The organism is Streptomyces sp. NPDC006458 (genome assembly GCF_040612135.1).
GTDB lineage: Bacteria > Actinomycetota > Actinomycetes > Streptomycetales > Streptomycetaceae > Streptomyces.
The window spans coordinates 1-24,352 of sequence record NZ_JBEXPR010000011.1; the positions used below are offsets into that span (position 1 = coordinate 1).

Genomic DNA, 24,352 nt, shown 5'->3' on the forward strand with positions numbered 1-24,352 from the left:
CCGCCGTGGCGGGCCATGCCGCCGTAGGTGTCGATGATGATCTTGCGGCCGGTCAGGCCGGCGTCGCCCATCGGGCCGCCGATCTCGAAGCGGCCCGTCGGATTGACCAGCAGGCGGTAGCCCTCGGTGTCCAGCTTGATGCCCTCGTCGAGCAGAGCCTTCAGCTCCGGCTCCACGACGAACTCGCGGATGTCGGGAGCGAGCAGGGACTCCAGGTCGATGTCCGAGGCGTGCTGCGAGGAGACGACCACGGTGTCGAGACGGACGGCCTTGTCGCCGTCGTACTCGATGGTGACCTGGGTCTTGCCGTCGGGACGCAGGTAGGGGATGGTGCCGTTCTTGCGGACCTCGGACAGCCGCCTGGACAGGCGGTGCGCGAGGAAGATGGGCAGCGGCATCAGCGTGGGCGTCTCGTCGGACGCGTAGCCGAACATCAGGCCCTGGTCACCGGCGCCCTGCTTGTCCAGCTCGTCGTCGTCGCCCTCGACCCGGGACTCGTACGCCGTGTCGACGCCCTGCGCGATGTCCGGCGACTGCGAGCCGATCGACACCGAGACGCCGCAGGAGGCGCCGTCGAAGCCCTTCTTGGACGAGTCGTAGCCGATCTCCAGGATCTTGTCCCGGACCAGCTGCGGGATCGGCGCGTAGGCCTTGGTCGTGACCTCACCGGCCACGTGGACCAGGCCGGTGGTGATGAGGGTCTCGACGGCGACGCGGGACGTGGGGTCCTCGCGCAGCAGCGCGTCGAGAATGGTGTCGCTGATCTGGTCAGCGATCTTGTCGGGGTGACCCTCGGTCACGGACTCCGAGGTGAACAGGCGACGGGACACAACGCTCCCTGGGGTTGCAGCGGCTGCTGGCTGATCATGGGCGGACGGGACGGGGGCTGCGCCCGGCGTCGTCCGAGAACAGCTTATCGGTCGCGCTCGGCCACCGGCTCAGGTGTCTCGCCTCTCGGGAGCCCTGTGACCTGCGGCACTGGCATTCTGCCCAAAGTGCCACGCGCTTGACCAGGGGCGCCACACCCGAATCGAGCCAGGCTCCAGCCGAAACACGCGGTTCATCAAGCACGCTCACCCAGACGGGTTACCACCAGATCCCACACGGTGTCGGCCAGCGCCTCCTTGGGCCCGTACGGTATGGCGGTCTCGGAACCGTCGGCGCCCAGCACCACGGCCTCGTTCTCCTCCGAGCCGAAGGTCTTGCGCTCCCCCACCTCGTTGACGACGAGCAGGTCACAGCCCTTGCGCTCCAGCTTGGCGCGGCCGTGGGCGAGGACGTCGTCGGTCTCCGCGGCGAAGCCGACGATCACCTGTCCGGGGCGGGCGCGCTCGGCGGATATCTCGGCGAGCACGTCCGGGTTGCGCACGAGCGCGACGGGCTCGGGCTCCTGGCCGTCCTTCTTCTTGATCTTCCCGGCCGCGTAGGCCGCGGGGCGGAAATCGGCCACGGCCGCCGCCATCACCACGGCGTCGGCGTCGGCGGCCGCCTTCAGCACGGCCTCCCGCAGCTGGACGGCCGTGCCGACCGGGACCACGTCGACGCCCGCCGGGTCGGGCAGACCGCCCGTGTTCGCCGCGACCAGGGTGACTCTGGCTCCGCGCGCGGCGGCCGTACGGGCCAGGGCGTAGCCCTGCTTGCCGGAGGAGCGGTTGCCGAGGAAGCGGACGGGGTCGAGGGGTTCGCGGGTGCCGCCGGCGCTCACCACGACATGGCGGCCCCTGAGGTCGGGCTCGGCGACCCCGCGGGCGAGGACGCGGCGGCAGATCTCGAAGATCTCGCCCGGGTCCGGCAGCCGGCCCTTGCCGGTGTCGACGCCGGTGAGCCGGCCGACGGCCGGTTCGATCACGACGGCCCCGCGGCGGCGCAGGGTGGCCACGTTCTCCTGGGTGGCCGGGTGCTCCCACATCTCGGTGTGCATCGCGGGGGCGAAGACGACGGGACAGCGCGCGGTGAGCAGGGTGTTGGTCAGCAGGTCGTCGGCGAGGCCGTGGGCCGCCTTGGCGAGCATGTCGGCGGTCGCGGGCGCCACCACGACCAGGTCGGCGTGCTGGCCGATCCGGACGTGCGGGACCTCGTGGACGTCGTCCCAGACCTCGGTGGAGACGGGGTTGCCGGACAGGGCCGACCAGGTGGCCGCGCCGACGAAGTTCAGAGCGGAGGCGGTGGGCACGACCCGTACGTCGTGACCGGACTCCGTCAGCCTTCTGAGCAGCTCACAGGACTTGTACGCGGCGATGCCACCGCTGACCCCCAGCACGACCTTCGGCTTGTCCACCGTCTCTCCCCGGGCTCGGAAACGTACAACCCAATCACCCCAATGACACACCACAGGCCCGGCAGACGTACTGCCGGGCCTGTGGAAAAACCAGCTGCGAGCAGATCGTACGACTGCTCACCTCGCCGGGTTACTGCACCGGGCCCTCGATGGCCTCGGACGTCAGCAGACCCGCGTTGATCTCACGCAGAGCGATCGAGAGCGGCTTCTCGTGCACGTGGGTGTCGACGAGCGGACCGACGTACTCGAGGAGGCCCTCGCCGAGCTGCGAGTAGTACGCGTTGATCTGGCGGGCACGCTTGGCCGCGTAGATCACGAGGCTGTACTTCGAGTCGGTGGCCTCGAGGAGCTCGTCGATCGGCGGGTTGATGATGCCCTCGGGCGCGGAGATGGAAGAGGACACGCTCTACCTTCCGATGGGTGGGAAAGGATTGGATGTGATCACGGTGCGATCACACAACATCCATCAAGGCTAGCAGCTCACGTGCCACGTCCTTGACGGAGGTGTTGACCAGCGTCTCGTCGAACTCCGGTTCCGCCGCCAGTTCGATCTTGGCCGCGTCCAGCCGGCGCTCGATCACCTCGGGCGGCTCGGTGCCCCGGCCGGTCAGCCTGCGCACCAGTTCCTCCCAGGAAGGGGGAGCCAGGAACACCAGCTGGGCCTCGGGCATCGAGTCGCGGACCTGCCGCGCACCCTGGAGGTCGATCTCCAGCAGCACCGGCTCGCCCGCTTCCAGGCGCTCCAGCACGGCGGCCCGCGGAGTGCCGTAGCGGTTGCCCGCGAACTCGGCCCACTCCAGCAGCTCACCGTTGGCGATCAGCTTGTCCATCTCCTCGTCGGTGACGAAGAAGTAGTGGACACCGGGCTGCTCGCCCGGACGGGGCCGACGGGTCGTCGCCGAGACCGAGAGCCAGACCTCGGGGTGTTCCTTGCGCATATGAGCGACGACCGTGCTCTTGCCGACCCCGGAAGGGCCGGAGAGCACGGTCAGCCGCGGACGTACGTCCGGGGGCTCGGGGGTCGTCCCCCGGAATGTTGCAGCCATGCAGCGATTATTCCAGCAATCGCGGGATGCCCGGGACACGGTCCCGGGGAGTCCCGTTCGTCAGGAACCGGTGCTGCCGAACTCGCGCTCCAGGGAGGCGATCTGGTTGGAACCGAGGCCCCGCACGCGGCGGCTCTCGGAGATGCCGAGTCGCTCCATGATCTGCTTGGCGCGGACCTTGCCCACGCCGGGCAGCGACTCAAGGAGGGCGGAGACCTTCATCTTGCCGATGACGTCGTTCTCCTGGCCCTGCTTGATGACCTCGTGCAGGGAGGCGCCGGAGTGCTTGAGTCGATTCTTGACCTCGGCCCGCTCCCGGCGAGCCGCGGCGGCCTTTTCGAGCGCGGCTGCGCGCTGTTCGGGGGTAAGGGGCGGAAGAGCCACGCCTACGTCACCTCGGATGTCGAACTGTCGGATACGGACCGGTGAGGAACCTAGTCGCCCCACACCTGGGGAGCCACGAGCAACACGCTTGCCCGTTCTCTCGTCGGAGACTAGCGGTCAACACCGCCGGAGTCAGCGAGAACAGAGGAAAAGTCCTGGTCAGCCTCTGTCAGGACAGGACATTTCTGACATACTGCCCCGGATTTGAGGATGTATCCAGGCTCAAGTCCCTTCCGGCCCGTTCTCCAGACGCTCGAACGCGCGTCCAGGCGCGCTCAGGCGGCGGCCACCGCTTCCCTGATCTCCCCCGCGAACCGGTCCGCGGCCGCGCGCAGCGCGCTGACGTCGGGCCCGTGCCGCAGCACCCCCCGGCTGACGTTCGGCACGACGTTGCGCACCGCCGCTCCGAAGACCCGGGGAAGGTCCGCCGCGGTGGCCCCCTGGGCGCCGATGCCGGGCGCGAGGAGCGGCCCGTTGATGTCCAGGTCGTACTCCGACAGGTCGCCCAGCGTGGCGCCCACGACCGCGCCGAAGGAGCCCAGGGGCTCCTCCCCCACGTTCTCGGCGGCCAGGTGCGCCAGCATCGTGGCGCCGACGGTGCGCCCGTCCGCGCGGACCGCGTGCTGGACCTCGCCGCCCTCCGGGTTGGAGGTCAGCGCGAGCACGAACAGACCGGTGCCGTTCTCGCGGGCCAGCGCCACGGCCGGGCTCAGGGAGCCGTAGCCGAGGTACGGGGAGACGGTCAGCGCGTCGGAGAACAGCGGGGCGTCCTTGTGCAGGAACGACTCGGCGTAGGCGGCCATGGTCGAGCCGATGTCGCCGCGCTTGGCGTCCATCACGATCAGGGCGCCGGCCGCGCGGGCCTCCTCGACGGACTTCTCCAGCACGGCGACACCGCGCGAGCCGAAGCGCTCGAAGAACGCCATCTGCGGCTTGAGGACCGCGACCCGGTCGGCGGTGGCCTCCACGACGGTGCGGCTGAAGCGCTCCAGGCCCGCGATGTCGTCGCTGAGGCCCCACTCGGCCAGCAGGGAGGCGTGCGGGTCGATGCCCACGCACAGCGGCCCCCGGTCGTCCATGGCACGGCGCAGACGGGTACCGAAGGGGTCGAGGGTCATACGGGCTTCCTCACGTCGGCGCCGACCGCGTCGGCGAGGGTGGCGTAGGGGCTGGTGCGCAGCCGGGCCGCGAGGCCCTTGTGGATCGCGCGGCTGTAGAAGGGCCCCTCGTAGATGAAGGCGCTGTAGCCCTGGACGAGCGTGGCGCCGGCCAGGATGCGCTGCCAGGCGTCCTCGGCGTTCTCGATGCCGCCGACGCCGACCAGCGTGATCCGCTCGCCCACGCGCGCGTAGAGGCGGCGCAGCACCTCCAGGGAGCGGGCCTTGAGCGGGGCGCCGGACAGTCCGCCGGTCTGCTGGACCAGGGCGGGTGCGCAGGTCAGGCCGAGGCCCTCGCGGGCGATGGTGGTGTTGGTGGCGATGATGCCGTCCAGGCCCAGCTCGACGGCGAGGTCGGCGACGGCGTCGATGTCCTCGTCGGCCAGGTCCGGCGCGATCTTCACGAGCAGCGGCACGCGGCGCGCGGTGACCGCGCGGTCGGCGGCCTCGCGGACGGCGGTCAGCAGCGGGCGCAGCGACTCGGTCGCCTGGAGGTTGCGCAGGCCGGGCGTGTTCGGCGAGGAGACGTTGACGACCAGGTAGTCGGCGTACGGGGCGAGGCGCTCGGCCGACTTCACGTAGTCGGCGGCCGCCTCCGCCTCGGGGACGACCTTGGTCTTGCCGATGTTGACGCCCACGACCGTCCTGAACACGGGGTTGCGGGAGGCCAGGCGGGCGGCGACGGCGAGGGAGCCCTCGTTGTTGAAGCCCATGCGGTTGATCAGGGCCCGGTCGGAGACCAGGCGGAACAGCCGCTGCTTGGGGTTGCCGGGCTGCGGCTCACCGGTGACCGTGCCGATCTCGACGTGGTCGAAGCCCAGCATCGACATGCCGTCGATCGCGATCGCGTTCTTGTCGAAGCCGGCCGCGAGCCCGAAGGGGCCGTGCATGCGCAGCCCGAGGGCCTCGGTGCGCAGGTCCTTGTACCGGGGGGCGAGCACCGCGGCGACGAAGGTGCGCAGGACCGGGACGCGCGCCGCGAGGCGGATCCAGCGGAAGGCCAGATAGTGGGCCTGCTCGGGGTCCATCCGCTTGAAGACCAGCTGGAAGAAAAACTTGTACATGTTCCGTCCTCATACAGCGTTCTCTGGGGGACACCCCCAGACGCCCGAAGGGGGACACCGTTTCCGGTGTCCCCCTCTTGGCCGCTAGTCGCGGGCCGCGGTCAGGTGTTCGGCGTGTTCCTGGAGCGACCGGACGCCCACGTCCCCGTGGTTGAGCGCGTCGATGCCCTGGACGGCGGCGGCCAGCGCCTGGACCGTCGTCAGGCACGGGACCGAGCGCGCCACGGCCGCCGTGCGGATCTCGTAGCCGTCGAGGCGGCCGCCGGTGCCGTACGGGGTGTTGACGATGAGGTCGACCTCGCCGTCGTGGATGAGCTGGACGATGGTCCGCTCGCCGTTCGGGCCGGTGCCCTCGGACTGCTTGCGCACGACCGTGGCGTGGATGCCGTTGCGCTTGAGGACCTCGGCGGTGCCGGAGGTGGCCATCAGCTCGAAGCCGTGGGCGACCAGCTCGCGGGCCGGGAAGATCATCGAGCGCTTGTCGCGGTTGGCGACGGAGATGAACGCGCGGCCCTTGGTGGGCAGCGGGCCGTAGGCGCCGGCCTGCGACTTGGCGTACGCCGTGCCGAAGACCGAGTCGATGCCCATGACCTCGCCGGTGGAGCGCATCTCCGGGCCGAGGACGGTGTCCACGCCGCGGCCGTGGATGTCGCGGAAGCGCGACCACGGCATGACGGCCTCCTTGACGGAGATCGGCGCGTCCAGCGGCAGCTCGCCGCCGTCGCCGTCGGCCGGGAGCAGGCCCTCGGCGCGCAGCTCGGCGATGGTGGCGCCCAGCGAGATGCGGGCGGCGGCCTTGGCCAGCGGCACGGCGGTCGCCTTGGAGGTGAAGGGCACCGTGCGCGAGGCGCGCGGGTTGGCCTCCAGGACGTAGAGGATGTCGCCGGCCATGGCGAACTGGATGTTGATCAGGCCGCGCACGCCGACGCCCTTGGCGATGGCCTCCGTGGAGGCGCGCAGGCGCTTGATGTCGTGTCCGCCGAGCGTGATCGGGGGCAGGGCGCACGCCGAGTCGCCGGAGTGGATGCCGGCCTCCTCGATGTGCTCCATGACGCCGCCGAGGTAGAGCTCCTGGCCGTCGTAGAGGGCGTCGACGTCGATCTCGATCGCGTCGTCGAGGAAGCGGTCGACGAGCACCGGCCGGGTGGGGCTGATCTCGGTCGACTCGGCGATGTACGCCTCCAGGCGCGTCTCGTCGTAGACGATCTCCATACCGCGGCCGCCGAGGACGTACGACGGGCGCACCAGGACCGGGTAGCCGATCTCGTCGGCGATGGCCTTGGCCCCGGCGAAGGTGGTGGCCGTGCCGTGCTTGGGGGCGGGCAGTCCGGCCTCGGCCAGGACGCGCCCGAACGCGCCGCGGTCCTCGGCGGCGTGGATGGCCTCCGGGGAGGTGCCCACGATCGGCACGCCGTTGTCCTTCAGCGCCTGCGACAGGCCGAGCGGGGTCTGGCCGCCGAGCTGGACGACGACACCCGCGACCGGTCCGGCCTGCTGCTCGGCGTGGACGATCTCCAGCACGTCCTCCAGGGTGAGCGGCTCGAAGTAGAGCCGGTCGGAGGTGTCGTAGTCGGTGGAGACGGTCTCCGGGTTGCAGTTGACCATGACGGTCTCGAACCCGGCGTCGGACAGCGCGAAGGACGCGTGGACGCAGGAGTAGTCGAACTCGATGCCCTGGCCGATGCGGTTGGGGCCGGAGCCCAGGATGATGACGGCCGGCTTCTCGCGCGAGGCGACCTCGGTCTCCTCGTCGTAGGAGGAGTAGAAGTACGGCGTCCGGGCGGCGAACTCGGCGGCGCAGGTGTCGACCGTCTTGTAGACGGGGCGGACCCCGAGGGCGTGCCGGACCTCGCGGACGATGTCCTCGCGCAGGCCGCGGATCTCACCGATCTGGTGGTCGGAGAAGCCGTGCCGCTTGGCCTCGGTGAGCAGCTCGGGGGTGAGCTCCTCGGCCTCGGCGAGCTCGTCCGCGATCTCCTTGATCAGGAAGAGCTGGTCGACGAACCAGGGGTCGATCTTCGTGTACTCGAAGACCTCCTCCTGGGTGGCGCCGGCGCGGATGGCCTGCATGACGGTGTTGATCCGGCCGTCGGTGGGGCGGACGGCCTCCCGCAGGAGGGCGGCCTTGTCGCCGGGGTCGCCGACGAAGGTGAACTGGCTGCCCTTCTTCTCCAGGGAGCGCAGCGCCTTCTGGAAGGCCTCGGTGAAGTTGCGGCCGATGGCCATGGCCTCGCCGACCGACTTCATGGTGGTGGTCAGGGAGGAGTCGGCCTGCGGGAACTTCTCGAAGGCGAACCGGGGCGCCTTGACGACGACGTAGTCGAGCGTGGGCTCGAATGAGGCCGGGGTCTCCTGGGTGATGTCGTTCGGGATCTCGTCGAGGGTGTAGCCGACGGCGAGCCTGGCGGCGATCTTGGCGATCGGGAAGCCGGTGGCCTTGGAGGCGAGCGCCGAGGAACGCGACACGCGCGGGTTCATCTCGATGACGATCACGCGACCGTCCTCGGGGTCGATCGCGAACTGGATGTTGCAGCCGCCGGTGTCGACGCCGACCTCGCGGATGACCGCGATGCCGATGTCGCGCAGGATCTGGTACTCGCGGTCGGTGAGCGTCATCGCCGGGGCGACGGTGATGGAGTCACCAGTGTGCACGCCCATGGGGTCGAAGTTCTCGATGGAGCAGACGACCACGACGTTGTCGTGCTTGTCGCGCATCAGCTCCAGCTCGTACTCCTTCCAGCCGAGGATGGACTCCTCCAGGAGCACCTCGGTGGTCGGGGAGAGCGTGAGGCCCTGGCCGGCGATGCGGCGCAGCTCGTCCTCGTCGTGCGCGAAGCCGGAGCCGGCGCCGCCCATGGTGAAGGACGGGCGGACGACGACCGGGTAGCCGCCGAGGGTGTCGACGCCCTGGAGGACGTCGTCCATCGTGTGGCAGATGACCGAGCGGGCGGACTCGCCGTAGCCGATCTTGGCGTTGACCGCTTCGACGACCAGCTTGAACTGGTCGCGGTCCTCGCCCTTGTGGATCGCCTCGACGTTGGCGCCGATCAGCTCGACGCCGTACTTCGCCAGGACGCCGTTCTCGGACAGCGCGATGGCGGTGTTCAGAGCCGTCTGGCCGCCCAGGGTGGGCAGCAGCGCGTCGGGGCGCTCCTTGGCGATGATCTTCTCGACGAAGCCCGGGGTGATCGGCTCGACGTAGGTGGCGTCGGCGATCTCGGGGTCGGTCATGATCGTCGCCGGGTTGGAGTTCACGAGGATGACCCGCAGGCCCTCGGATTTCAGCACCCGGCACGCCTGGGTGCCGGAGTAGTCGAACTCGGCGGCCTGGCCGATGACGATCGGGCCGGAGCCGATGACCAGGACGGACTGGATATCGGTGCGCTTAGGCACGCTGGCCCTCCATCAGGGAGACGAAGCGGTCGAACAGGTAGGCGGCGTCGTGCGGGCCCGCTGCCGCTTCGGGGTGGTACTGGACGCTGAAGGCCGGCTGGTCGAGCAGCTGGAGGCCCTCCACCACGTTGTCATTGAGGCAGACGTGGGAGACCTCGACGCGGCCGTAGGGGGTGTCGGACACCTTGTCGAGCGGGGCGTCGACGGCGAAGCCGTGGTTGTGCGCGGTGACCTCGACCTTGCCGGTCGTGCGGTCCTGCACCGGCTGGTTGATGCCGCGGTGGCCGTACTTCAGCTTGTAGGTGCCGAAGCCGAGGGCACGGCCGAGGATCTGGTTGCCGAAGCAGATGCCGAACAGCGGTGTGCCGCGCTCCAGCACGGCCCGCATGACGGAGACGGGGTGGTCGGCGGTGGCCGGGTCGCCGGGGCCGTTGGAGAAGAACACGCCGTCGGGGTTGACGGCGTAGACGTCCTCGGCGGTCGCGGTGGCGGGCAGTACGTGCACCTCGATGCCGCGCTCGGCCATGCGGTGCGGGGTCATGCCCTTGATGCCGAGGTCGACGGCGGCGACGGTGTACTTCTTCTCGCCGATCGCCGGGACGACGTACGTCTCCTTGGTGGCGACCTCGGCGGACAGGTCCGCGCCCGCCATCTCGGGGGCCTGGCGGACCTCGGCGAGCATGGTGCCCTCGTCGGGCAGCGCGTTGCCGGAGAAGATGCCGACGCGCATGGCGCCGCGCTCGCGCAGGTGGCGGGTGAGGGCGCGGGTGTCGATGCCGGAGATACCGACGACGCCCTGGGTGCGCAGCTCGTCGTCCAGCGAGCGCCGGGAGCGCCAGTTGGACGGCACGCGCGCGGGGTCGCGCACGACGTAGCCGGCGACCCAGATCCGCCCGCTCTCCGGGTCCTCGTCGTTGACGCCGGTGTTGCCGACGTGCGGGGCGGTCATCACGACGACCTGGCGGTGGTACGACGGGTCGGTGAGGGTCTCCTGGTAGCCGGTCATGCCGGTGGAGAACACGGCTTCGCCGAAGGTCACCCCCACGGCCCCGTAGGCGCGGCCGCGGAAGATCCGGCCGTCCTCCAGGACGAGTACGGCGGGAGCTGCCTTGTGCCTTGGTGAGGCGGCTCCCTTGATGGAGGTCGTCATCGTTCGGCGCCTTCCGTGCTGTTGGTTTCGATCATGGAGTTGATGGCCGTGACCCACTCGCCGTGCTCGGCGGCACGGTCGGAGCGGAAGCCCGAGTCGAGCAGTTTGTCGCCGTGTTCCCAGGTCACCACGAGCAGTCCGCCCTCGGTGAGGACCTTGCCGGCGATGCCCTTGTCCAGCCGGGCCTCGCGCAGGGCCTCACGCGGGACGAAGAAGTCCGCCGCTCCGGGGCGTACGACGTCCAGTCCCGCGTCCGTCAGCGTGAGCTCGACCCGGCTGCGGGTGCCGAGGCCGTGCGCCACGATGCGGTCCAGCCACTGCCCGGCGGTGGTCGAGCCGTGGTAGCGGCCGCTCATCGTCAGTCTGGCCTCGCCCGGCTCGGTCGGCGCGCTGGGCAGCTCCGGCAGGTCGCTCTGGAGCGTGCCGCGCCACTTCCAGCCCTCGCGCATCAGCCAGTAGACGAGGACGACGAACAGGACGAGTCCGAGGACCCAGCCCAGCCTGGCGGCCCAGTCGGTGACCTCGGCCGATTTCTTCTCGGCGGCCAGCAGGATGAAAGGTGTCACGTGAGCTTCCCGTCGACGAGGGTGGCCTTGCCCCGGAGCCACGTGTGCGTCACACGGCCCGGCAGCTCACGACCCTCGTACGGAGTGTTGCGGCTGCGCGAGGCGAAGTCCTCGGGGTCCACCTGGCCACGGTATTCCGTGTCGACGAGCGTGAGGTTGGCGGGTTCACCGGCCGAGACGGGTCGCCCGTGTCCCTGCGCCCGCCCGATCTCGGCGGGCTTGAAGGACATACGGTCGGCGACCCCGGCCCAGTCCAGCAGGCCCGTCCGCACCATCGTCTCGTGGACCACCGACAGCGCGGTCTCCAGGCCCACCATGCCCATGGCGGCGGCGGCCCACTCGCAGTCCTTGTCCTCGTGCGGGTGCGGGGCGTGGTCGGTGGCGACGATGTCGATCGTGCCGTCGGCGAGAGCCTCGCGCAGCGCCAGCACGTCACGCTCGGTGCGCAGCGGCGGGTTGACCTTGTAGACGGGGTTGTAGGTGCGCACCATCTCGTCGGTCAGGAGCAGGTGGTGCGGGGTGACCTCGGCGGTGACGTCGATGCCCCGGGACTTGGCCCAGCGGACGATCTCGACGGACCCGGCGGTCGACAGATGGCAGATGTGCACGCGCGAGCCGACGTGCTCGGCGAGCAGCACGTCGCGGGCGATGATCGACTCCTCGGCGACGGCCGGCCAGCCGCCCAGGCCCAGCTCGGCGGAGACGACGCCCTCGTTCATCTGGGCGCCCTCGGTCAGCCGCGGCTCCTGCGCGTGCTGGGCGACGACGCCGCCGAAGGCCTTCACGTACTCCAGGGCGCGGCGCATGATCACGGCGTCGTGGACGCACTTGCCGTCGTCGGAGAAGACGGTGACCCCGGCGGCCGACTCGTGCATGGCGCCCAGCTCGGCGAGCTTCTTGCCCTCCAGGCCGACGGTGACGGCGCCGATCGGCTGCACGTCGCAGTAGCCGTGCTCCTGGCCGAGCCGGTAGACCTGCTCGACCACACCGGCGGTGTCGGCGACCGGGAAGGTGTTGGCCATGGCGAACACGGCGGTGTAGCCGCCGGAGGCGGCGGCGCGGGTGCCGGTCAGCACGGTCTCGGAGTCCTCGCGGCCCGGCTCGCGCAGATGGGTGTGCAGGTCGACCAGGCCCGGCAGCAGCACCTTGCCGGCCGCCTCGACGGTCTGGGCCCCTTCGGCGGACAGGCCCTGGCCGACCTCGGCGATGGTCTCGCCGTCGATCAGGACGTCCTGGGGTTCGCCGCCGAGCACCCTCGCACCACGGATCAGGATCTTGCTCATGCTCTTACTTCTCCTCGGTACGGGTGTGGGTGACGGCGGGCTCGTTGCCACCGAGCAGCAGGTAGAGGACGGCCATCCGGATCGACACGCCGTTGGCGACCTGCTCGACGACCGTGCAGCGGTCGGAGTCGGCGACCTCGGCGGTGATCTCCATGCCGCGCACCATCGGGCCGGGGTGCATCACGATGGCGTGCTCGGGCAGCCGCGCCATGCGCTCGCCGTCCAGGCCGTAGCGGCGGGAGTACTCGCGCTCGGTGGGGAAGAAGGCGGCGTTCATGCGCTCGCGCTGCACGCGCAGCAGCATCACCGCGTCGGACTTGGGCAGCGTGGAGTCCAGGTCGTAGGACACCTCGCAGGGCCAGGTCTCGACGCCGACGGGCACCAGGGTGGGCGGCGCGACCAGGGTGACCTCGGCGCCGAGGGTGTGCAGCAGGTCCACGTTGGAGCGGGCGACCCGGCTGTGCAGGACGTCGCCGACGAGCGTGATGCGCTTGCCGGCCAGGTCCTGGCCGAGTCCGGTGTCCCGGCCGACCAGGCGACGGCGCATGGTGAAGGCGTCCAGCAGGGCCTGGGTGGGGTGCTGGTGGGTGCCGTCACCGGCGTTGATGACGGGGGCGTCGATCCAGCCGGAGGTGGCCAGGCGGTAGGGGGCGCCGGAGGCGCTGTGCCGGATGACGACGGCGTCCACACCCATCGCCTCCAGCGTCTGGGCGGTGTCCTTCAGGGACTCGCCCTTGGAGACGCTCGATCCCTTGGCCGCGAAGTTGATCACGTCGGCGGAGAGGCGCTTCTCGGCCGCCTCGAAGGAGATCCGGGTCCGGGTCGAGTCCTCGAAGAAGAGATTGCAGATGGTGCGACCGCGCAGGGTCGGAAGTTTCTTGATCGGCCGGTCCGCGACCCGGGCCATCTCCTCGGCGGTGTCGAGGATCAGGACGGCGTCGTCGCGGGTCAGGTCGGCGGCCGAGATGAGGTGACGCTTCATCTGTCAGGCTCCGTAAGGAAGTTCAGTTCGTGAGGCGGGGGTCCGGGGCCCGTGGCGGCGGGCGGTCGTGGCGCGGCCCCGGAAGGCGCGGCCGGGCAGGCGTGGGCGCGGCGGCGGGGCGTACGACAGCGGCGTACGCCCGCGCGCTACTCCTGCTCGCCCGGTGCGGCCGGCTTCACGCCGAGCAGCACGGTGTCGCGACCGTCCTCCTCGGCGAGCAGGACCTTGACCGTCTCCCGCAGCGACGTGGGGAGGTTCTTGCCGACGTAGTCGGCGCGGATCGGCAGTTCGCGGTGGCCGCGGTCGACGAGGACCGCGAGCTGCACCGCACGCGGCCGCCCGATGTCGTTCAGGGCGTCGAGGGCGGCGCGGATGGTGCGGCCGGAGAAGAGCACGTCGTCGACGAGGACGACGAGCCTGCCGTCGATGCCGTCACCGGGGATCTCGGTGCGGGCCAGGGCCCGCGGCGGGTGCAGGCGCAGATCGTCGCGGTACATGGTGATGTCCAGCGAGCCGCACGGCACCTTGCGCTCGGTGATCTGCTCCAGCTTTACGGCGAGCCGTTGGGCGAGGAAGACACCCCGGGTCGGAATGCCGAGGAGCACCACGTCGTCGGCGCCCTTGGCGCGCTCGACGATCTCGTGGGCGATGCGGGTCAGTACCCGCGCGATGTCGGGGCCCTCGAGAACGGGCCGCGCATCCGACGCTTGCGCGTCCTGCTGCTTGTCCATACGAAACGGACCTCCTTCTCCGCCTCACGGGACGGACCTTAAAGGACGTCGGGATTGCGCCATCCACACTAACAGGCCCTTCGGCCGCCTCATCTCACCCCCTTGGCCCCACCGGTCCCGGCCATCACGGAACAGTCGGTGCGGACCATTCGGCTTGACGTGACAGTGTAACGCTGCGTAACCTCACAGTGAGTTACCAGCCGCGCGGCACGGAAACCAAGCCGGCCGCGTCGACCCAGTGCCGGGGAGCTATATGTCCAGCGAATACGCCAAACAGCTCGGGGCCAAGCTCCGGGCCATCCGCACCCAGCAGGGCCTTTCCCTCCACGGTGTCGAGGAGAAGTCCCAGGGGCGCTGGAAGGCCGTCGTGGTCGGTTCTTATGAGCGCGGTGACCGCGCCGTGACCGTGCAGCGTCTCGCCGAGCTGGCTGATTTCTACGGCGTGCCGGTGCAGGAGCTGCTGCCTGGCACCACCCCGGGCGGCGCCGCCGAGCCCCCGCCGAAGCTGGTCCTGGACCTGGAGCGGCTGGCCACCGTGCCGGCCGAGAAGGCGGGCCCCCTCCAGCGCTACGCGGCCACCATCCAGTCCCAGCGCGGTGACTACAACGGCAAGGTGCTCTCGATCCGCCAGGACGACCTGCGCACCCTCGCCGTCATCTACGACCAGTCGCCCTCGGTCCTGACCGAGCAGCTCATCAGCTGGGGCGTGCTGGACGCCGACGCGCGCCGCGCGGTCTCCCACGAGGAGAACTGAGCCCTCCGCGAGTTCAGCAGAAACGTACCGCCGGGGTGTGGGAACCGATCGGTTCCCGCACCCCGGCGGTTTTTTCGTCAGTGCTCGGCGCTTCGACCACGCCAGGGGCGGCGACGCCGCGCCGGCGCTGTCATCACGCCAGGAGCGGCAACGCCGCAAAAAGGGGCGCGGGGAACTGCGCGACCGGCCACGGACGGCTCGCGGCCGACCACCGGTCCCAGTTCCCCGCACCCCTGTGCGCTATGCGCGCCGCAGCGTCGGCTTGAGTTCCTTCAGACGGCCCAGCAGGCCGTTGACGAACGCCGGCGAGTCGTCCGTGGAGAACTCCTTCGCCAGCTGCACCATCTCGTCCAGCACGACCGCGTCCGGCGTCTCGTCGACCCAGATCAGCTCGTACGCCCCCAGGCGCAGGATGTTGCGGTCGACGACGGGCATCCGGTCGAGCGTCCAGCCGACCGAGTACTGCGAGATCAGCTCGTCGATACGCCGGATGTGCTCGGCGTAGCCCTCGACCAGCCGCATCGTGTACTCGCTGACCGGCGGCTGGCGGTCGTCGGTCCGGGACAGCCGGATCCAGTCCGCGAGGACCGTCAGGACGTCGGCGTCGCGCTGGTCGCCCTCGAAGAGGATCTGGAAGGCACGCTTGCGGGCCGTGTTGCGAGCAGCCACGGTTAGCTGTTCACCCGGCCGAGGTAGTCGCTGGTACGGGTGTCGACCTTGATCTTCTCACCGGTGGTGATGAAGAGCGGAACCTGGATCTGGTGGCCGGTCTCCAGGGTGGCGGGCTTGGTGCCACCGGTGGAGCGGTCGCCCTGGACGCCCGGCTCGGTCTCGGCGATGACCAGCTCGACGGCGGCCGGCAGCTCGACGAAGAGCACCTCGCCCTCGTGCTGGGCGACAACGGCCGTGAAGCCCTCGATCAGGAAGTTCGCGGCGTCGCCGACGGTCTTCCGGTCGATGTGCAGCTGGTCGTAGGTGTCCATGTCCATGAACACGAAGTACTCGCCGTCCATGTACGAGAACTGCATGTCGCGCTTGTCGACAGTGGCCGTCTCGACCTTGACGCCGGCGTTGAAGGTCTTGTCGACGACCTTGCCGGAGAGCACGTTCTTGAGCTTGGTGCGCACGAAGGCCGGGCCCTTGCCGGGCTTGACGTGCTGGAACTCGACGACGGACCACAGCTGGCCGCCATCGAGCTTGAGCACCATGCCGTTCTTGAGGTCGTTCGTGGAAGCCACGGTTGCGGAATCTCCTGGACTGACGTACGACCCCGGGGCGCGCACCTCGCTAGAGGGCGAGCAGCTCCTTGGTCGTGATGGTGAGTAGCTCGGGTCCGCCGTCCGCCTCGGGGCGTACGACGAGCGTGTCATCGATCCGGACACCGCCCCGGCCCGGGATGTGAACCCCCGGTTCGACGGTGACCGGCACGCAAGCGTCCAGTTTACCCATTGCCGCGGGGGTCAACTGAGGGTCCTCGTCGATTTCGAGTCCGACCCCATGGCCGGTGAGCGATTCGAGGCCCTCCGCATAGCCCGCGGAGTCCAGTACCTGACGTGCGGCGCGGTCCACATCGCGGTACGTCGCACCTGGCACGAGCGACTCCCGGCCGGCCCGCTGCGCCGCGAAGACGAGGTCGTACAACTCGATCTGCCAGTCCGCCGGAGTGGTCCCGATGACGAAGGTGCGCCCGATCTCGCAGCGGTAGCCGCGGTAGGTCGCCCCCAGGCACACGGAGAGGAAGTCGCCCTCCTCGACCCGGCGGTCGGTGGGGCGATGGGCGCGGCGGCCGGCGTTCGGGCCGGTGGCGACGGAGGTGGGGAAGGCCGGGCCGTCCGCGCCGTGGTCGACGAGCCGCCGCTCCAGCTCCAGCGCGAGGTGCCGCTCGGTGCGGCCCACCAGGATGGATTCGAGCAGCTCTCCCAGCGCCTGGTCGGCGATCTCGGCGCCGATGCGCAGACAGGAGATCTCCTCCTCGTCCTTCACCACCCGGAGCTGCTCGACGGCGCCGCCCACGTCGCCGAGGCGCAGGGCCGGGGCGACGGAGCGCAGGGCCCGGTGCCGGGCCACCGTGAGGTGGTGCTCCTCCACGGCGAGGGAGTCAGCGCCCTGGGCCTGCGCGAGATCGGCGGCCGCGACGGCCGGGTCACCGGCGGCGCCGGGCAGCGGGTGCAGGCGCAGGGCCTCGTCGACCCGGCCGTCCACGGCGGGGTCGTCCGGGGGGCCGGTGCACACGAGCAGGTCCTCGTGCTTTCCGAGAAGGAGTACGGCGCCCTGCGGGGCCGCGCCCGCGAGGTACCGCACATTGGCGGGGCGGGAGATCAGCGCCGCCGCGCTGCCGGCCGCGTTGCAGCGCTCTCGTAGACGCGTTCGGCGGGATGCGTGCACCTCTGACATGAACCGAGCGTACGAGGGGTGGCTGAATGTCGCCGGTCGGGAAAGCCATCCGTGGCGAGGAAGGCCGCCACCGGCGACGGCGGCCGGCCACGGAAGGAGAGCCGGGCTGCTCGGGAAACAGCCACGAGCGGTGGGCGGGCGGAGGAAGGCGGCGAAACGGCTGGAGAGATCACCACTTGGGCGGGCTGGCCACGGCCCTGGCCAACACCTCGTCCAGCACCCGCGCCGTACCCGGCACATCCAGCTGCGAGTTGTCGATGATGGGCAACCCCGACCCGTACCACCCGGCCATACGGCCATGGATACGGGCGACCTCCTCGTCGGACAGCCGCCGGTTCCCGGACCGCTCGGCGTTCCGCTCCAGCACGATCTCCAGCCCCGGCAGCAGCACGACGGGAAGCAGGCCGGGCCCGACATGCCGCTTCCACCCGCCGAGCCCCACCACGGGCCGGTCGGGGAACACCGCGTCGTCGAGGATGCAGGAGATCCCGTTGGCGAGGAAGTTGCGCGCGGCGAAGCCGCAGGTACGGCGGGCGAGCCGGTACTGCGCCTCGGAGTGGTCGTTCCACCCGGACTGCGGGTCGGCGAAGCCCGAGCGCACCCACTCGCGGACGTCGTCCAGGCTGATGTGTGCCGTCGGCACCCGGCGCCGGCCGGCCCAGTACTTGGCGACGCTGGTCTTGCCGGCCCCCGCGGGCCCGATGAGCAGCACGGCGAGGGTGGTGGTCTGCGGGTCGGGCCCCATCGGGGCCGGGGGCGCGCCGGGCACCCCGACCGGGCCGCCGGGGGGCAGCGCGACGTGCCCGGTGGTGTCGACGGGTGGCGCGGGCGGCGGCGCGGTGAAGCCGTGCGCGGGAGGTGGCGGCGGAACCGGGTGGTGCTGGCCCTGCTGCTGCGCGGCCGGCGGCCAGCTCGCGGCCGGTCCGTGCCCCGGCTGGTGGGGCGGCGGCAGCGGAGACCCCACTGCGTGCTGCATCCGGTGCCACTCCGTCTCGTACAGGCAATGGGCGGTGGCGGCGGGGCGGGCCCGCTCCCTACCGAACGGTACCGCCCCCGGCCGTCCTTTGGTGAACGGCCGGGGGCGGTCACAAGTGCCCGGCAGGACAGGCGAATCGGACGGAGCGGGCTTACTGCCCCACTTCGCCGTACGCCGCGAGCAGCACGGCCGGGTCGGGGCCCTCCAGGACCGTCGGCTTGGCCAGGCCGTCCAGCACGATGAAGCGCAGCAGGTCACCGCGCGACTTCTTGTCGACCTTCATGGCCTCCAGAAGCTTGGGCCACTGGTCGTACCGGTAGTGCAGGGGCAGTCCGACCGCTTCGAGGATCGTGCGGTGCCGGTCCGCCGTGGCGTCGTCCAGGCGGCCCGCCACACGGCCCAGTTCGGCGGCGAAGAGCATGCCGACCGCGACCGCGGCGCCGTGGCGCCACGTGTAGCGTTCGTTCTTCTCGATGGCGTGGCCGAGTGTGTGACCGTAGTTGAGGATCTCCCGCAGACCGGACTCCTTCAGGTCCGCGGAGACCACCTCCGCCTTCACCCGGATCGAGCGCTCGATCAGCTCCGCCGTGTGCGGACCCGCGGGCGTACGCGCCGCCTCGGGGTCGGCCTCGATGAGGTCCAGGATCGCCGGGTCGGCGATGAAACCGGCCTTGATGATCTCGGCGAGCCCGGAGACGTAGTCGTTGACCGGCAGGGAGTCGAGCGCGGCCAGGTCGCAGAGCACACCGGCCGGCGGGTGGAAGGCGCCGACCAGGTTCTTGCCCTCGGCGGTGTTGATGCCGGTCTTGCCGCCGACGGCCGCGTCGACCATCGCCAGGACCGTGGTGGGAACGGCGATCCAGCGCACGCCCCGCAGCCAGGTCGCGGCCACGAAGCCCGCGAGGTCCGTGGTCGCCCCGCCGCCGACGCCGACGACCACGTCGGTGCGGGTGAAGCCGGACTGCCCCAGCGCCTTCCAGCAGTAGGCCGCGACCTCGGCGGTCTTGGCCTCCTCCGCGTTGGGCACCTGGATCGCGACGGCCTCGTAGCCCTGCTCGGCCAGATCGGCGCGCAGCGCGTCACCGGTCTCGGCCAGCGCCTCGGGGTGGATGACCGCGACGCGCTTGGCCTTCGGGCCGATCAGCCGGGCCAGCTCGCCCAGGAGCTGACGGCCCACCAGCACGTCGTACGGGTCGTTGCCGCCGACGTGGATCGTCGTCACCGTCTCGCTCATGCTTCTTTCAACTCCAGTGCGTCCAGGGCGGCCTGGGTGACCTCTTCCGGCGTACGGCCGTCGGTCGCCACGACCGCCGTGGCGACCTCCTCGTACAGGTGCCGCCGTGCCTCCATCAGCTCGCGCCACTGCTTGCGCGGGTTCACCGTGAGCAGCGGGCGGGCCACGTTCAGCCCGGTGCGCTGGACCGCTTCCTCGACGTCCATGGAGAGGTAGACGACGGGGCGGCCGGTCAGCAGCGCGCGGGTGTCCGCGTCGAGTACGGCGCCGCCGCCGAGCGCGAGGACGCCCTCGTGCTCGGCCAGGGCACGGGCGACCGCCTGCTTCTCCAGGGAGCGGAAGGCGGGCTCGCCCTCCTCCACGAAGATGTCGGAGATCTCCCGGCCCTCGGCGGCGACGATGTCCTCGTCGGTGTCCCGGTAGCCCACGTCGAGCCGCTCGGCCAGCAGCTGCCCGACGGTGGACTTGCCCACGCCCATCGGGCCGACCAGGACGACGAGCGGTCCGCTCATCGGATGTGCAGGTTGTCGAGGTACGACGTCACATTGCGCCGGGTCTCCGCGACGCTGTCGCCGCCGAACTTCTCCGCCACCGCGTCGGCCAGCACCAGTGCGACCATCGCCTCGGCGACGATGCCCGCGGCCGGGACCGCGGAGACGTCGGAGCGCTGGTGGTGTGCCTGGGCAGCCTCGCCCGTGCTGACGTCCACCGTCTGCAGCGCGCGCGGCACGGTCGCGATCGGCTTCATCGCGGCCCGCACCCGCAGCAGCTCGCCGGTGGACAGGCCGCCCTCGGTGCCGCCGGCCCGGCCGGAGGCGCGCTTGATGCCCTCGGGGGTGTTCACGATCTCGTCGTGGGCCTTGGAGCCGGGCACCCTGGCCAGCTCGAAGCCGTCGCCGATCTCGACGCCCTTGATCGCCTGGATGCCCATGAGGGCGCCCGCCAGACGCGCGTCCAGCTTGCGGTCCCAGTGCACGTGCGAGCCGAGGCCCACGGGAACGCCGTACGCCAGCACCTCGACGACACCGCCCAGGGTGTCGCCGTCCTTGTGGGCCTGGTCGACCTCGGCCACCATCGCCTTCGAGGCGTCGGAGTCGAGGCAGCGCAGCGGGTCGGCGTCCAGCTTCTCGACATCGGCCGGGGTCGGGTACACGCCCTGCGGGGCCTTCACGGAGCACAGCTCCACGACGTGCGAGACGATCTCGATGCCGGCCGTCTCCTTGAGGTAGGAGCGGGCGACCGCGCCCAGCGCGACCCGGGCCGCCGTCTCACGGGCGGAGGCGCGCTCCAGGATCGGACGGGCCTCGTCGAAGCCGTACTTCTGCATGCCGGCGAGGTCTGCGTGGCCGGGGCGGGGACGGGTCAGCGGCGCGTTGCGGGCCAGCGCGGCGAGCTCCTCCGGGTCGACCGGGTCGGCCGCCATGACCTGCTCCCACTTGGGCCACTCGGTGTTGCCCACCATGACCGCGACGGGGGATCCGAGGGAGAGGCCGTGCCGGACGCCACCGAGGAAGGTGACCTCGTCCCGCTCGAACTTCATCCGGGCACCGCGTCCATAACCGAGCCGGCGCCGGGCCAGGTGGTCCGCCACCATCTCCGTGGTGATCGGCACGCCGGCCGGAAGACCTTCCAGCGTCGCCACGAGTGCGGGGCCGTGCGACTCCCCCGCGGTCAGCCAGCGCAACCTGCTCAACGGTGCTCCTCAATGCTCGCGCCCCGGTTACTGCCTGCGTACGCGTCTGCGCGCGTACGGCGACGGCGAAACCAGGTGCGCGGCCCCGGGCCCGCCACCACCGATCCTCCCACGTCCGTGCCCCTGTCCCGGCCGCCGGTCCATCAGACGGACGGAACCTGACACAGTTCCTGACAGGACTTCGTCAGACCGAGCCGTCCTGGCGCGGCTGGGCGGGCGCGTAGGACCCGAGGAAGTCGGCGCCACCGGGCTGCGCGGGGGCCCCGCCCGCCTGGGCCGGAGACTGGGCCTGGGCCTGGGCCTGCGGGGCGTAGGGCCCCAGGAAGTCGGCGCCGCTCGGCTGCGCCGGGGCGGCCTGCGGGGCGTACGGCCCCAGATGATCGGCCCCGCTGCCCTGCGACGGCACCATGACCGGCACACCGGATCGCCGGGCCCGCCGCTGGTCGATCTTCCGCTTCAGCTTGACGACCCACGAGATCACGACGACCAGCACGACCAGCGCCAGCACGGTGATCTGCACCCACTCGGGCATGAACTTCAACAGCGCCTCGAAGATCTCGCTCTTCCCCGACGCAAGCTGCACACCAGACGACATGCGGTGACATCCCCTCCTGGTCCCACCCCCTGCGGAACCGAGAGCGGATCTTAGCGCCGTTCGGCGAGCGCCCGCTCACCCGCCCTGCGCATGGCGTCCAGCGGCGCCGGGGAGCGGCCGGTCATCTGCTCGACCTGGAGCACGGCCTGGTGCACCAGCAGGTCCAGGCCGCTGACGACGGCTCCGCCGTACGCCGACCAGCGGGCGGCGAGCTGGGTGGGCCAGGGATTGTACAGCACGTCGAAGAGGGTCGCCGGGCGCTCGGGGAGGTGCGGGGCGAGGGCGTCGGTGGCACCGGCGGGGGTGGTCGCGATGACCAGGGGTGCGCGCAGGGCCTGTTCGGCGTCCGCCCAGTCGGCGATGCGCACGTCGACGTCCAGCCGCTCGGCCCACTGCCGGATCTCGGCGGCGCGGGCCTCGCTGCGGACGTAGACGGAGACCTCGCCGGTGCAGACGCGGGCGAGGGCGGCCAGCGCGGAGGAGGCCGTGGCGCCCGCGCCGAGGATCGCCGCGGCGTCGACCTTGTCGATGCCGTGCTCGCGCAGGGCCGCGACGATCCCGGGGATGTCCGTGTTGTCCCCGCTGCGGCTGCCGTCGGCACCGAACACGACGGTGTTCACGGCGTCCACCGAGGCCGCGGTCTCGCTGACGGAGTCCAGCAGCGGGATGACCGCCCGCTTCAGCGGCATGGTCAGCGACAGCCCGGCCCACTCGGACCCGAGCGTGCCGAAGAAGTCGGCGAGCCCGTCCTCGCCGACCTCGAAACGGTCGTACGTCCAGCCCTCCAGGCCCAGCTCCGCGTAGGCGGCACGGTGCAGCACCGGGGAGAGGGAGTGGGCGATCGGGGAGCCGAGCACGGCTGCCCTGCGGGGTGCGGCGGCGGTCATCAGTTGTTCCTAGAGCGGTTGAACTCTTCGACGAGCTTCTGGTGCTCGGCGTTCGTCTTGGTGAACTTGCTGGTCTTCCCGTCGAGCGAGATGAAGTAGTACCAGCCGTCGTCCGTGGGCTTCAGCGCGCCCTTGAGCGCGTCCTCGCCGGGGTTGCTGATCGGCCCGGGCGGCAGGCCCCGGTAGTAGTAGGTGTTGTAGGGGTTGTCGTAGTTCCTCAGCTCTTCGAGCGTGAGATCGATCTTGCTCTGGTTCTTGATGTAGTTGTACGTGGAGTCGAACTCCAGCTTCCCGTAGGTCTGCGGGTTGCCGGGCTTCCTGCGGTTGTAGACGACCTCGGCCATCTTGCGGAAGTCGTCGTGGCTGGTGCCCTCGGCCTGGACCAGGCTGGCGACCGTGATCAGCTGCCAGGGGTTCTCCAGGCCGAGGCTCTCGGCCTTCTTCTCCACGCCCATGTCCTCGTACCTCTCGGTGGCCCGGGCCACCATCTGCTTGAGGACGTCCTTGGGCTTCTGGCCCTTGGTGACCGGGTAGCTGGAGGGGTAGAGGAAGCCTTCGAGCGGGTCCTTGACGTTGTCGTGGTTCTGCGCCCACTCGGGCAGGCCGAGGCTCTTCCAGTCCTCCTCGGCGATCTTGGCCGTGGTGCCCTCGTCGACCTCCAGGCGCTGGTCGATCAGCTCGTAGATGTCGGCGTTGCGCTTGCCCTCGGCGATGATCAGGTTGCTGCGGCTCTCGTCGCTGAGCATCAGCTCGACCGCGCTGTCCGCCGACATCTCCTGCTGAAGCGTGTAGACGCCGTCCTGGATGCTCTTGCCGTCGGGATTGCGCTGCTGGGCGGCGACGAAGGCGTCGACGCTCTTGACCACACCGGCCCGCTTCAGCTCCTGGCCGATGACCGCGCCCGTGGCGCCCTTGGGAATGGTGACGGTGACCTGCTCGCCGTTGCCGCCGCCCGCGAAGTCCGGGGCGCTGCCGAAACGATCCTGGTAGAACTGGTACCCGAAGTAGCCGACACCGGCGACACCGCCGGCGAAGACCAGGGCGACGACCAGGCAGGCGCAGCCGTTGCGGCTCTTCTTGTCCTTGGCGCCCTTGCCCCCGCGACCCCGGCGCTCGCCGCGGCCGCGCCGGCCGCCGGGCTCGTCGCCGGGCTTGTCGCCGGTCTCGTCGAAGTCCTCGTCGTCGTTCCCACCCCCGAAGAAGTCCTTCTCGCCCTGGTCGGGGCCCGGGTCCCAGTCGGTCTCGGGCTCGGGTTCGGGGCGCCGGCGGGACGGCGGCTCGGGCGGCGGGTAGGCGTCGGGCGTCTGGTAGAAGTCGGGCTGCTGGTCTCCGTATGCCGCGGCCTGCTGCCCGTAGGGGTCGGCCGGGTCGCCCGGGTACGGGGCCTGCGGATGGGTGCCCGTGGCCCAGCCGGTGTTGTCGTAGGGCTGCTGGCCGTACTGCTGCTGCGGGTGCTGCTGTTGCTGTTGCGGGTGCTGCGGGTGCTGCTGCGTCTGGCCGTAGGGGTCCAGGGGGTTGCCCCACTGGTCGTACTGCTGCGGCTGCTGCTGTTGCGGGTAATGCTGCTGCTGGCCGCCGTAGGCAGGCTCATGGCCCTGCTGGGCCTCCTGCCCGCCCCATCCGCCGTCCCCGTACAACGGGTCCTGCGGATGCCACGGTTCGGAGCCTTGGCCCCGGCCATACTCAGTCATCGATCCCCTAGAGCCGCGAGGCGGAAGGCGCGGGGATCGGGAGTCCCTGTTCCGTTCCGCCTCTTCTTGTGCGGTGGCTGTTCGAACGCCGCCA

General features: G+C 70.7%; 24 protein-coding genes. 1 reads left to right on the plus strand and 23 read right to left on the minus strand.

Annotated elements, in window-relative coordinates; translation table 11 throughout:
* From metK to pyrR, 13 genes are all read right to left on the minus strand, one after another.
* On the minus strand, positions 1 to 830 hold an 830-nt coding region (gene metK, locus ABZZ79_RS16545), incomplete at its 3' end, for a methionine adenosyltransferase (protein WP_356689639.1).
* A 233-nt stretch (positions 831 to 1,063) separates the two neighbouring features.
* Positions 1,064 to 2,278, minus strand: coding sequence for a bifunctional phosphopantothenoylcysteine decarboxylase/phosphopantothenate--cysteine ligase CoaBC (gene coaBC, locus ABZZ79_RS16550; RefSeq protein ID WP_356689640.1), 1,215 nt, complete (start codon positions 2,276 to 2,278; stop codon positions 1,064 to 1,066).
* 130 nt (positions 2,279 to 2,408) lie between these two features.
* Positions 2,409 to 2,681: a DNA-directed RNA polymerase subunit omega gene (gene rpoZ, locus ABZZ79_RS16555; protein WP_009187588.1), complete on the minus strand. Its 273-nt coding sequence runs from the start codon at positions 2,679 to 2,681 to the stop codon at positions 2,409 to 2,411.
* Positions 2,682 to 2,730: 49 nt separating this feature from the next.
* Complete coding sequence (gene gmk, locus ABZZ79_RS16560) at positions 2,731 to 3,324, minus strand: guanylate kinase (RefSeq protein ID WP_356689641.1); 594 nt, start codon at positions 3,322 to 3,324, stop codon at positions 2,731 to 2,733.
* A 60-nt stretch (positions 3,325 to 3,384) separates the two neighbouring features.
* Positions 3,385 to 3,708, minus strand: a complete 324-nt coding sequence (locus tag ABZZ79_RS16565) for an integration host factor (RefSeq protein ID WP_003977346.1) — start codon at positions 3,706 to 3,708, stop codon at positions 3,385 to 3,387.
* A gap of 275 nt (positions 3,709 to 3,983) precedes the next feature.
* Positions 3,984 to 4,826 (minus strand): orotidine-5'-phosphate decarboxylase, encoded by an 843-nt coding sequence (gene pyrF, locus ABZZ79_RS16570; RefSeq protein WP_356689642.1) that lies wholly within the window; start codon positions 4,824 to 4,826, stop codon positions 3,984 to 3,986.
* A complete protein-coding gene (locus tag ABZZ79_RS16575; protein ID WP_356689643.1) occupies positions 4,823 to 5,929 on the minus strand; it encodes a quinone-dependent dihydroorotate dehydrogenase in 1,107 nt (368 codons plus the stop codon). Before ABZZ79_RS16575 ends, pyrF begins: the two co-directional genes overlap by 4 nt.
* An 84-nt stretch (positions 5,930 to 6,013) precedes the next feature.
* A complete protein-coding gene (gene carB / locus ABZZ79_RS16580; RefSeq protein WP_356689644.1) occupies positions 6,014 to 9,322 on the minus strand; it encodes a carbamoyl-phosphate synthase large subunit in 3,309 nt (1,102 codons plus the stop codon).
* The gene (gene carA / locus ABZZ79_RS16585) at positions 9,315 to 10,472 is read right to left on the minus strand and encodes a glutamine-hydrolyzing carbamoyl-phosphate synthase small subunit (RefSeq protein ID WP_356689645.1); all 1,158 of its coding nucleotides are present in this window, start codon (positions 10,470 to 10,472) and stop codon (positions 9,315 to 9,317) included. Before carA ends, carB begins: the two co-directional genes overlap by 8 nt.
* Positions 10,469 to 11,038, minus strand: coding sequence for a hypothetical protein (locus tag ABZZ79_RS16590; RefSeq protein ID WP_356689646.1), 570 nt, complete (start codon positions 11,036 to 11,038; stop codon positions 10,469 to 10,471). The genes carA and ABZZ79_RS16590 overlap by 4 nt, the downstream gene beginning before the upstream one ends.
* The gene (locus ABZZ79_RS16595) at positions 11,035 to 12,321 is read right to left on the minus strand and encodes a dihydroorotase (protein WP_356689647.1); all 1,287 of its coding nucleotides are present in this window, start codon (positions 12,319 to 12,321) and stop codon (positions 11,035 to 11,037) included. The genes ABZZ79_RS16590 and ABZZ79_RS16595 overlap by 4 nt, the downstream gene beginning before the upstream one ends.
* A 4-nt stretch (positions 12,322 to 12,325) precedes the next feature.
* Positions 12,326 to 13,303: an aspartate carbamoyltransferase catalytic subunit gene (locus ABZZ79_RS16600; protein ID WP_356689648.1), complete on the minus strand. Its 978-nt coding sequence runs from the start codon at positions 13,301 to 13,303 to the stop codon at positions 12,326 to 12,328.
* Positions 13,304 to 13,449: 146 nt separating this feature from the next.
* Complete coding sequence (pyrR, locus tag ABZZ79_RS16605; RefSeq protein ID WP_356689649.1) at positions 13,450 to 14,034, minus strand: bifunctional pyr operon transcriptional regulator/uracil phosphoribosyltransferase PyrR; 585 nt, start codon at positions 14,032 to 14,034, stop codon at positions 13,450 to 13,452.
* 253 nt (positions 14,035 to 14,287) lie between these two features.
* On the opposite strand from pyrR, the gene bldD reads away from it, so the two are divergent.
* The gene (gene bldD, locus ABZZ79_RS16610; protein ID WP_356689650.1) at positions 14,288 to 14,788 is read left to right on the plus strand and encodes a transcriptional regulator BldD; all 501 of its coding nucleotides are present in this window, start codon (positions 14,288 to 14,290) and stop codon (positions 14,786 to 14,788) included.
* Between the two features lie 240 nt (positions 14,789 to 15,028).
* Here bldD and nusB read toward each other — a convergent pair whose 3' ends face one another.
* The 10 genes from nusB to mltG form a co-directional block, all read right to left on the minus strand.
* Positions 15,029 to 15,457 (minus strand): transcription antitermination factor NusB, encoded by a 429-nt coding sequence (gene nusB / locus ABZZ79_RS16615; RefSeq protein WP_356689651.1) that lies wholly within the window; start codon positions 15,455 to 15,457, stop codon positions 15,029 to 15,031.
* Positions 15,458 to 15,459: 2 nt separating this feature from the next.
* Positions 15,460 to 16,026 carry an elongation factor P gene (gene efp, locus ABZZ79_RS16620; protein WP_356400411.1) on the minus strand — a complete coding sequence of 189 codons (567 nt, stop codon included), beginning with the start codon at positions 16,024 to 16,026 and terminating at the stop codon, positions 15,460 to 15,462.
* A gap of 49 nt (positions 16,027 to 16,075) precedes the next feature.
* On the minus strand, positions 16,076 to 17,182 hold the full coding sequence (locus ABZZ79_RS16625) for an aminopeptidase P family protein (RefSeq protein ID WP_356689652.1): 1,107 nt from the start codon (positions 17,180 to 17,182) through the stop codon (positions 16,076 to 16,078).
* A 169-nt stretch (positions 17,183 to 17,351) separates the two neighbouring features.
* Positions 17,352 to 18,158 carry a Pro-rich N-terminal domain-containing protein gene (locus ABZZ79_RS16630; RefSeq protein WP_356689653.1) on the minus strand — a complete coding sequence of 269 codons (807 nt, stop codon included), beginning with the start codon at positions 18,156 to 18,158 and terminating at the stop codon, positions 17,352 to 17,354.
* A 151-nt stretch (positions 18,159 to 18,309) separates the two neighbouring features.
* Positions 18,310 to 19,392: a 3-dehydroquinate synthase gene (gene aroB, locus ABZZ79_RS16635; protein ID WP_356689654.1), complete on the minus strand. Its 1,083-nt coding sequence runs from the start codon at positions 19,390 to 19,392 to the stop codon at positions 18,310 to 18,312.
* Positions 19,389 to 19,904, minus strand: a complete 516-nt coding sequence (locus tag ABZZ79_RS16640; RefSeq protein ID WP_356689655.1) for a shikimate kinase — start codon at positions 19,902 to 19,904, stop codon at positions 19,389 to 19,391. The genes aroB and ABZZ79_RS16640 overlap by 4 nt, the downstream gene beginning before the upstream one ends.
* Positions 19,901 to 21,085, minus strand: coding sequence for a chorismate synthase (gene aroC, locus ABZZ79_RS16645; RefSeq protein ID WP_356689656.1), 1,185 nt, complete (start codon positions 21,083 to 21,085; stop codon positions 19,901 to 19,903). The genes ABZZ79_RS16640 and aroC overlap by 4 nt, the downstream gene beginning before the upstream one ends.
* 184 nt (positions 21,086 to 21,269) lie before the next feature.
* Positions 21,270 to 21,680, minus strand: a complete 411-nt coding sequence (locus tag ABZZ79_RS16650) for a hypothetical protein (protein ID WP_356689657.1) — start codon at positions 21,678 to 21,680, stop codon at positions 21,270 to 21,272.
* A 50-nt stretch (positions 21,681 to 21,730) separates the two neighbouring features.
* Entirely contained in the window at positions 21,731 to 22,567 is an 837-nt protein-coding gene (locus ABZZ79_RS16655) for a shikimate dehydrogenase (protein WP_356689658.1), read from the minus strand.
* On the minus strand, positions 22,567 to 24,258 hold the full coding sequence (mltG, locus tag ABZZ79_RS16660) for an endolytic transglycosylase MltG (RefSeq protein ID WP_356689659.1): 1,692 nt from the start codon (positions 24,256 to 24,258) through the stop codon (positions 22,567 to 22,569). The genes ABZZ79_RS16655 and mltG overlap by 1 nt, the downstream gene beginning before the upstream one ends.
* Positions 24,259 to 24,352: the final 94 nt, after the last annotated feature.

Excerpts from the sequence above, each read along its gene's own strand:
- ABZZ79_RS16625 (WP_356689652.1), bottom strand. The coding sequence starts at position 17,182 with ATGTCAGAGGTGCACGCATCCCGCCGAACGCGTCTACGAGAGCGCTGC.
- ABZZ79_RS16575 (WP_356689643.1), bottom strand. The coding sequence starts at position 5,929 with ATGTACAAGTTTTTCTTCCAGCTGGTCTTCAAGCGGATGGACCCCGAG.
- ABZZ79_RS16595 (WP_356689647.1), bottom strand. The coding sequence starts at position 12,321 with ATGAGCAAGATCCTGATCCGTGGTGCGAGGGTGCTCGGCGGCGAACCC.
- aroB (WP_356689654.1), bottom strand. The coding sequence starts at position 19,392 with ATGAGCGAGACGGTGACGACGATCCACGTCGGCGGCAACGACCCGTAC.
- ABZZ79_RS16640 (WP_356689655.1), bottom strand. The coding sequence starts at position 19,904 with ATGAGCGGACCGCTCGTCGTCCTGGTCGGCCCGATGGGCGTGGGCAAG.
- mltG (WP_356689659.1), bottom strand. The coding sequence starts at position 24,258 with ATGACTGAGTATGGCCGGGGCCAAGGCTCCGAACCGTGGCATCCGCAG.
- gmk (WP_356689641.1), bottom strand. The coding sequence starts at position 3,324 with ATGGCTGCAACATTCCGGGGGACGACCCCCGAGCCCCCGGACGTACGT.
- carA (WP_356689645.1), bottom strand. The coding sequence starts at position 10,472 with ATGACGACCTCCATCAAGGGAGCCGCCTCACCAAGGCACAAGGCAGCT.
- ABZZ79_RS16600 (WP_356689648.1), bottom strand. The coding sequence starts at position 13,303 with ATGAAGCGTCACCTCATCTCGGCCGCCGACCTGACCCGCGACGACGCC.
- pyrR (WP_356689649.1), bottom strand. The coding sequence starts at position 14,034 with ATGGACAAGCAGCAGGACGCGCAAGCGTCGGATGCGCGGCCCGTTCTC.
- ABZZ79_RS16655 (WP_356689658.1), bottom strand. The coding sequence starts at position 22,567 with ATGACCGCCGCCGCACCCCGCAGGGCAGCCGTGCTCGGCTCCCCGATC.
- ABZZ79_RS16650 (WP_356689657.1), bottom strand. The coding sequence starts at position 21,680 with ATGTCGTCTGGTGTGCAGCTTGCGTCGGGGAAGAGCGAGATCTTCGAG.
- bldD (WP_356689650.1), top strand. The coding sequence starts at position 14,288 with ATGTCCAGCGAATACGCCAAACAGCTCGGGGCCAAGCTCCGGGCCATC.
- pyrF (WP_356689642.1), bottom strand. The coding sequence starts at position 4,826 with ATGACCCTCGACCCCTTCGGTACCCGTCTGCGCCGTGCCATGGACGAC.
- ABZZ79_RS16630 (WP_356689653.1), bottom strand. The coding sequence starts at position 18,158 with ATGCAGCACGCAGTGGGGTCTCCGCTGCCGCCGCCCCACCAGCCGGGG.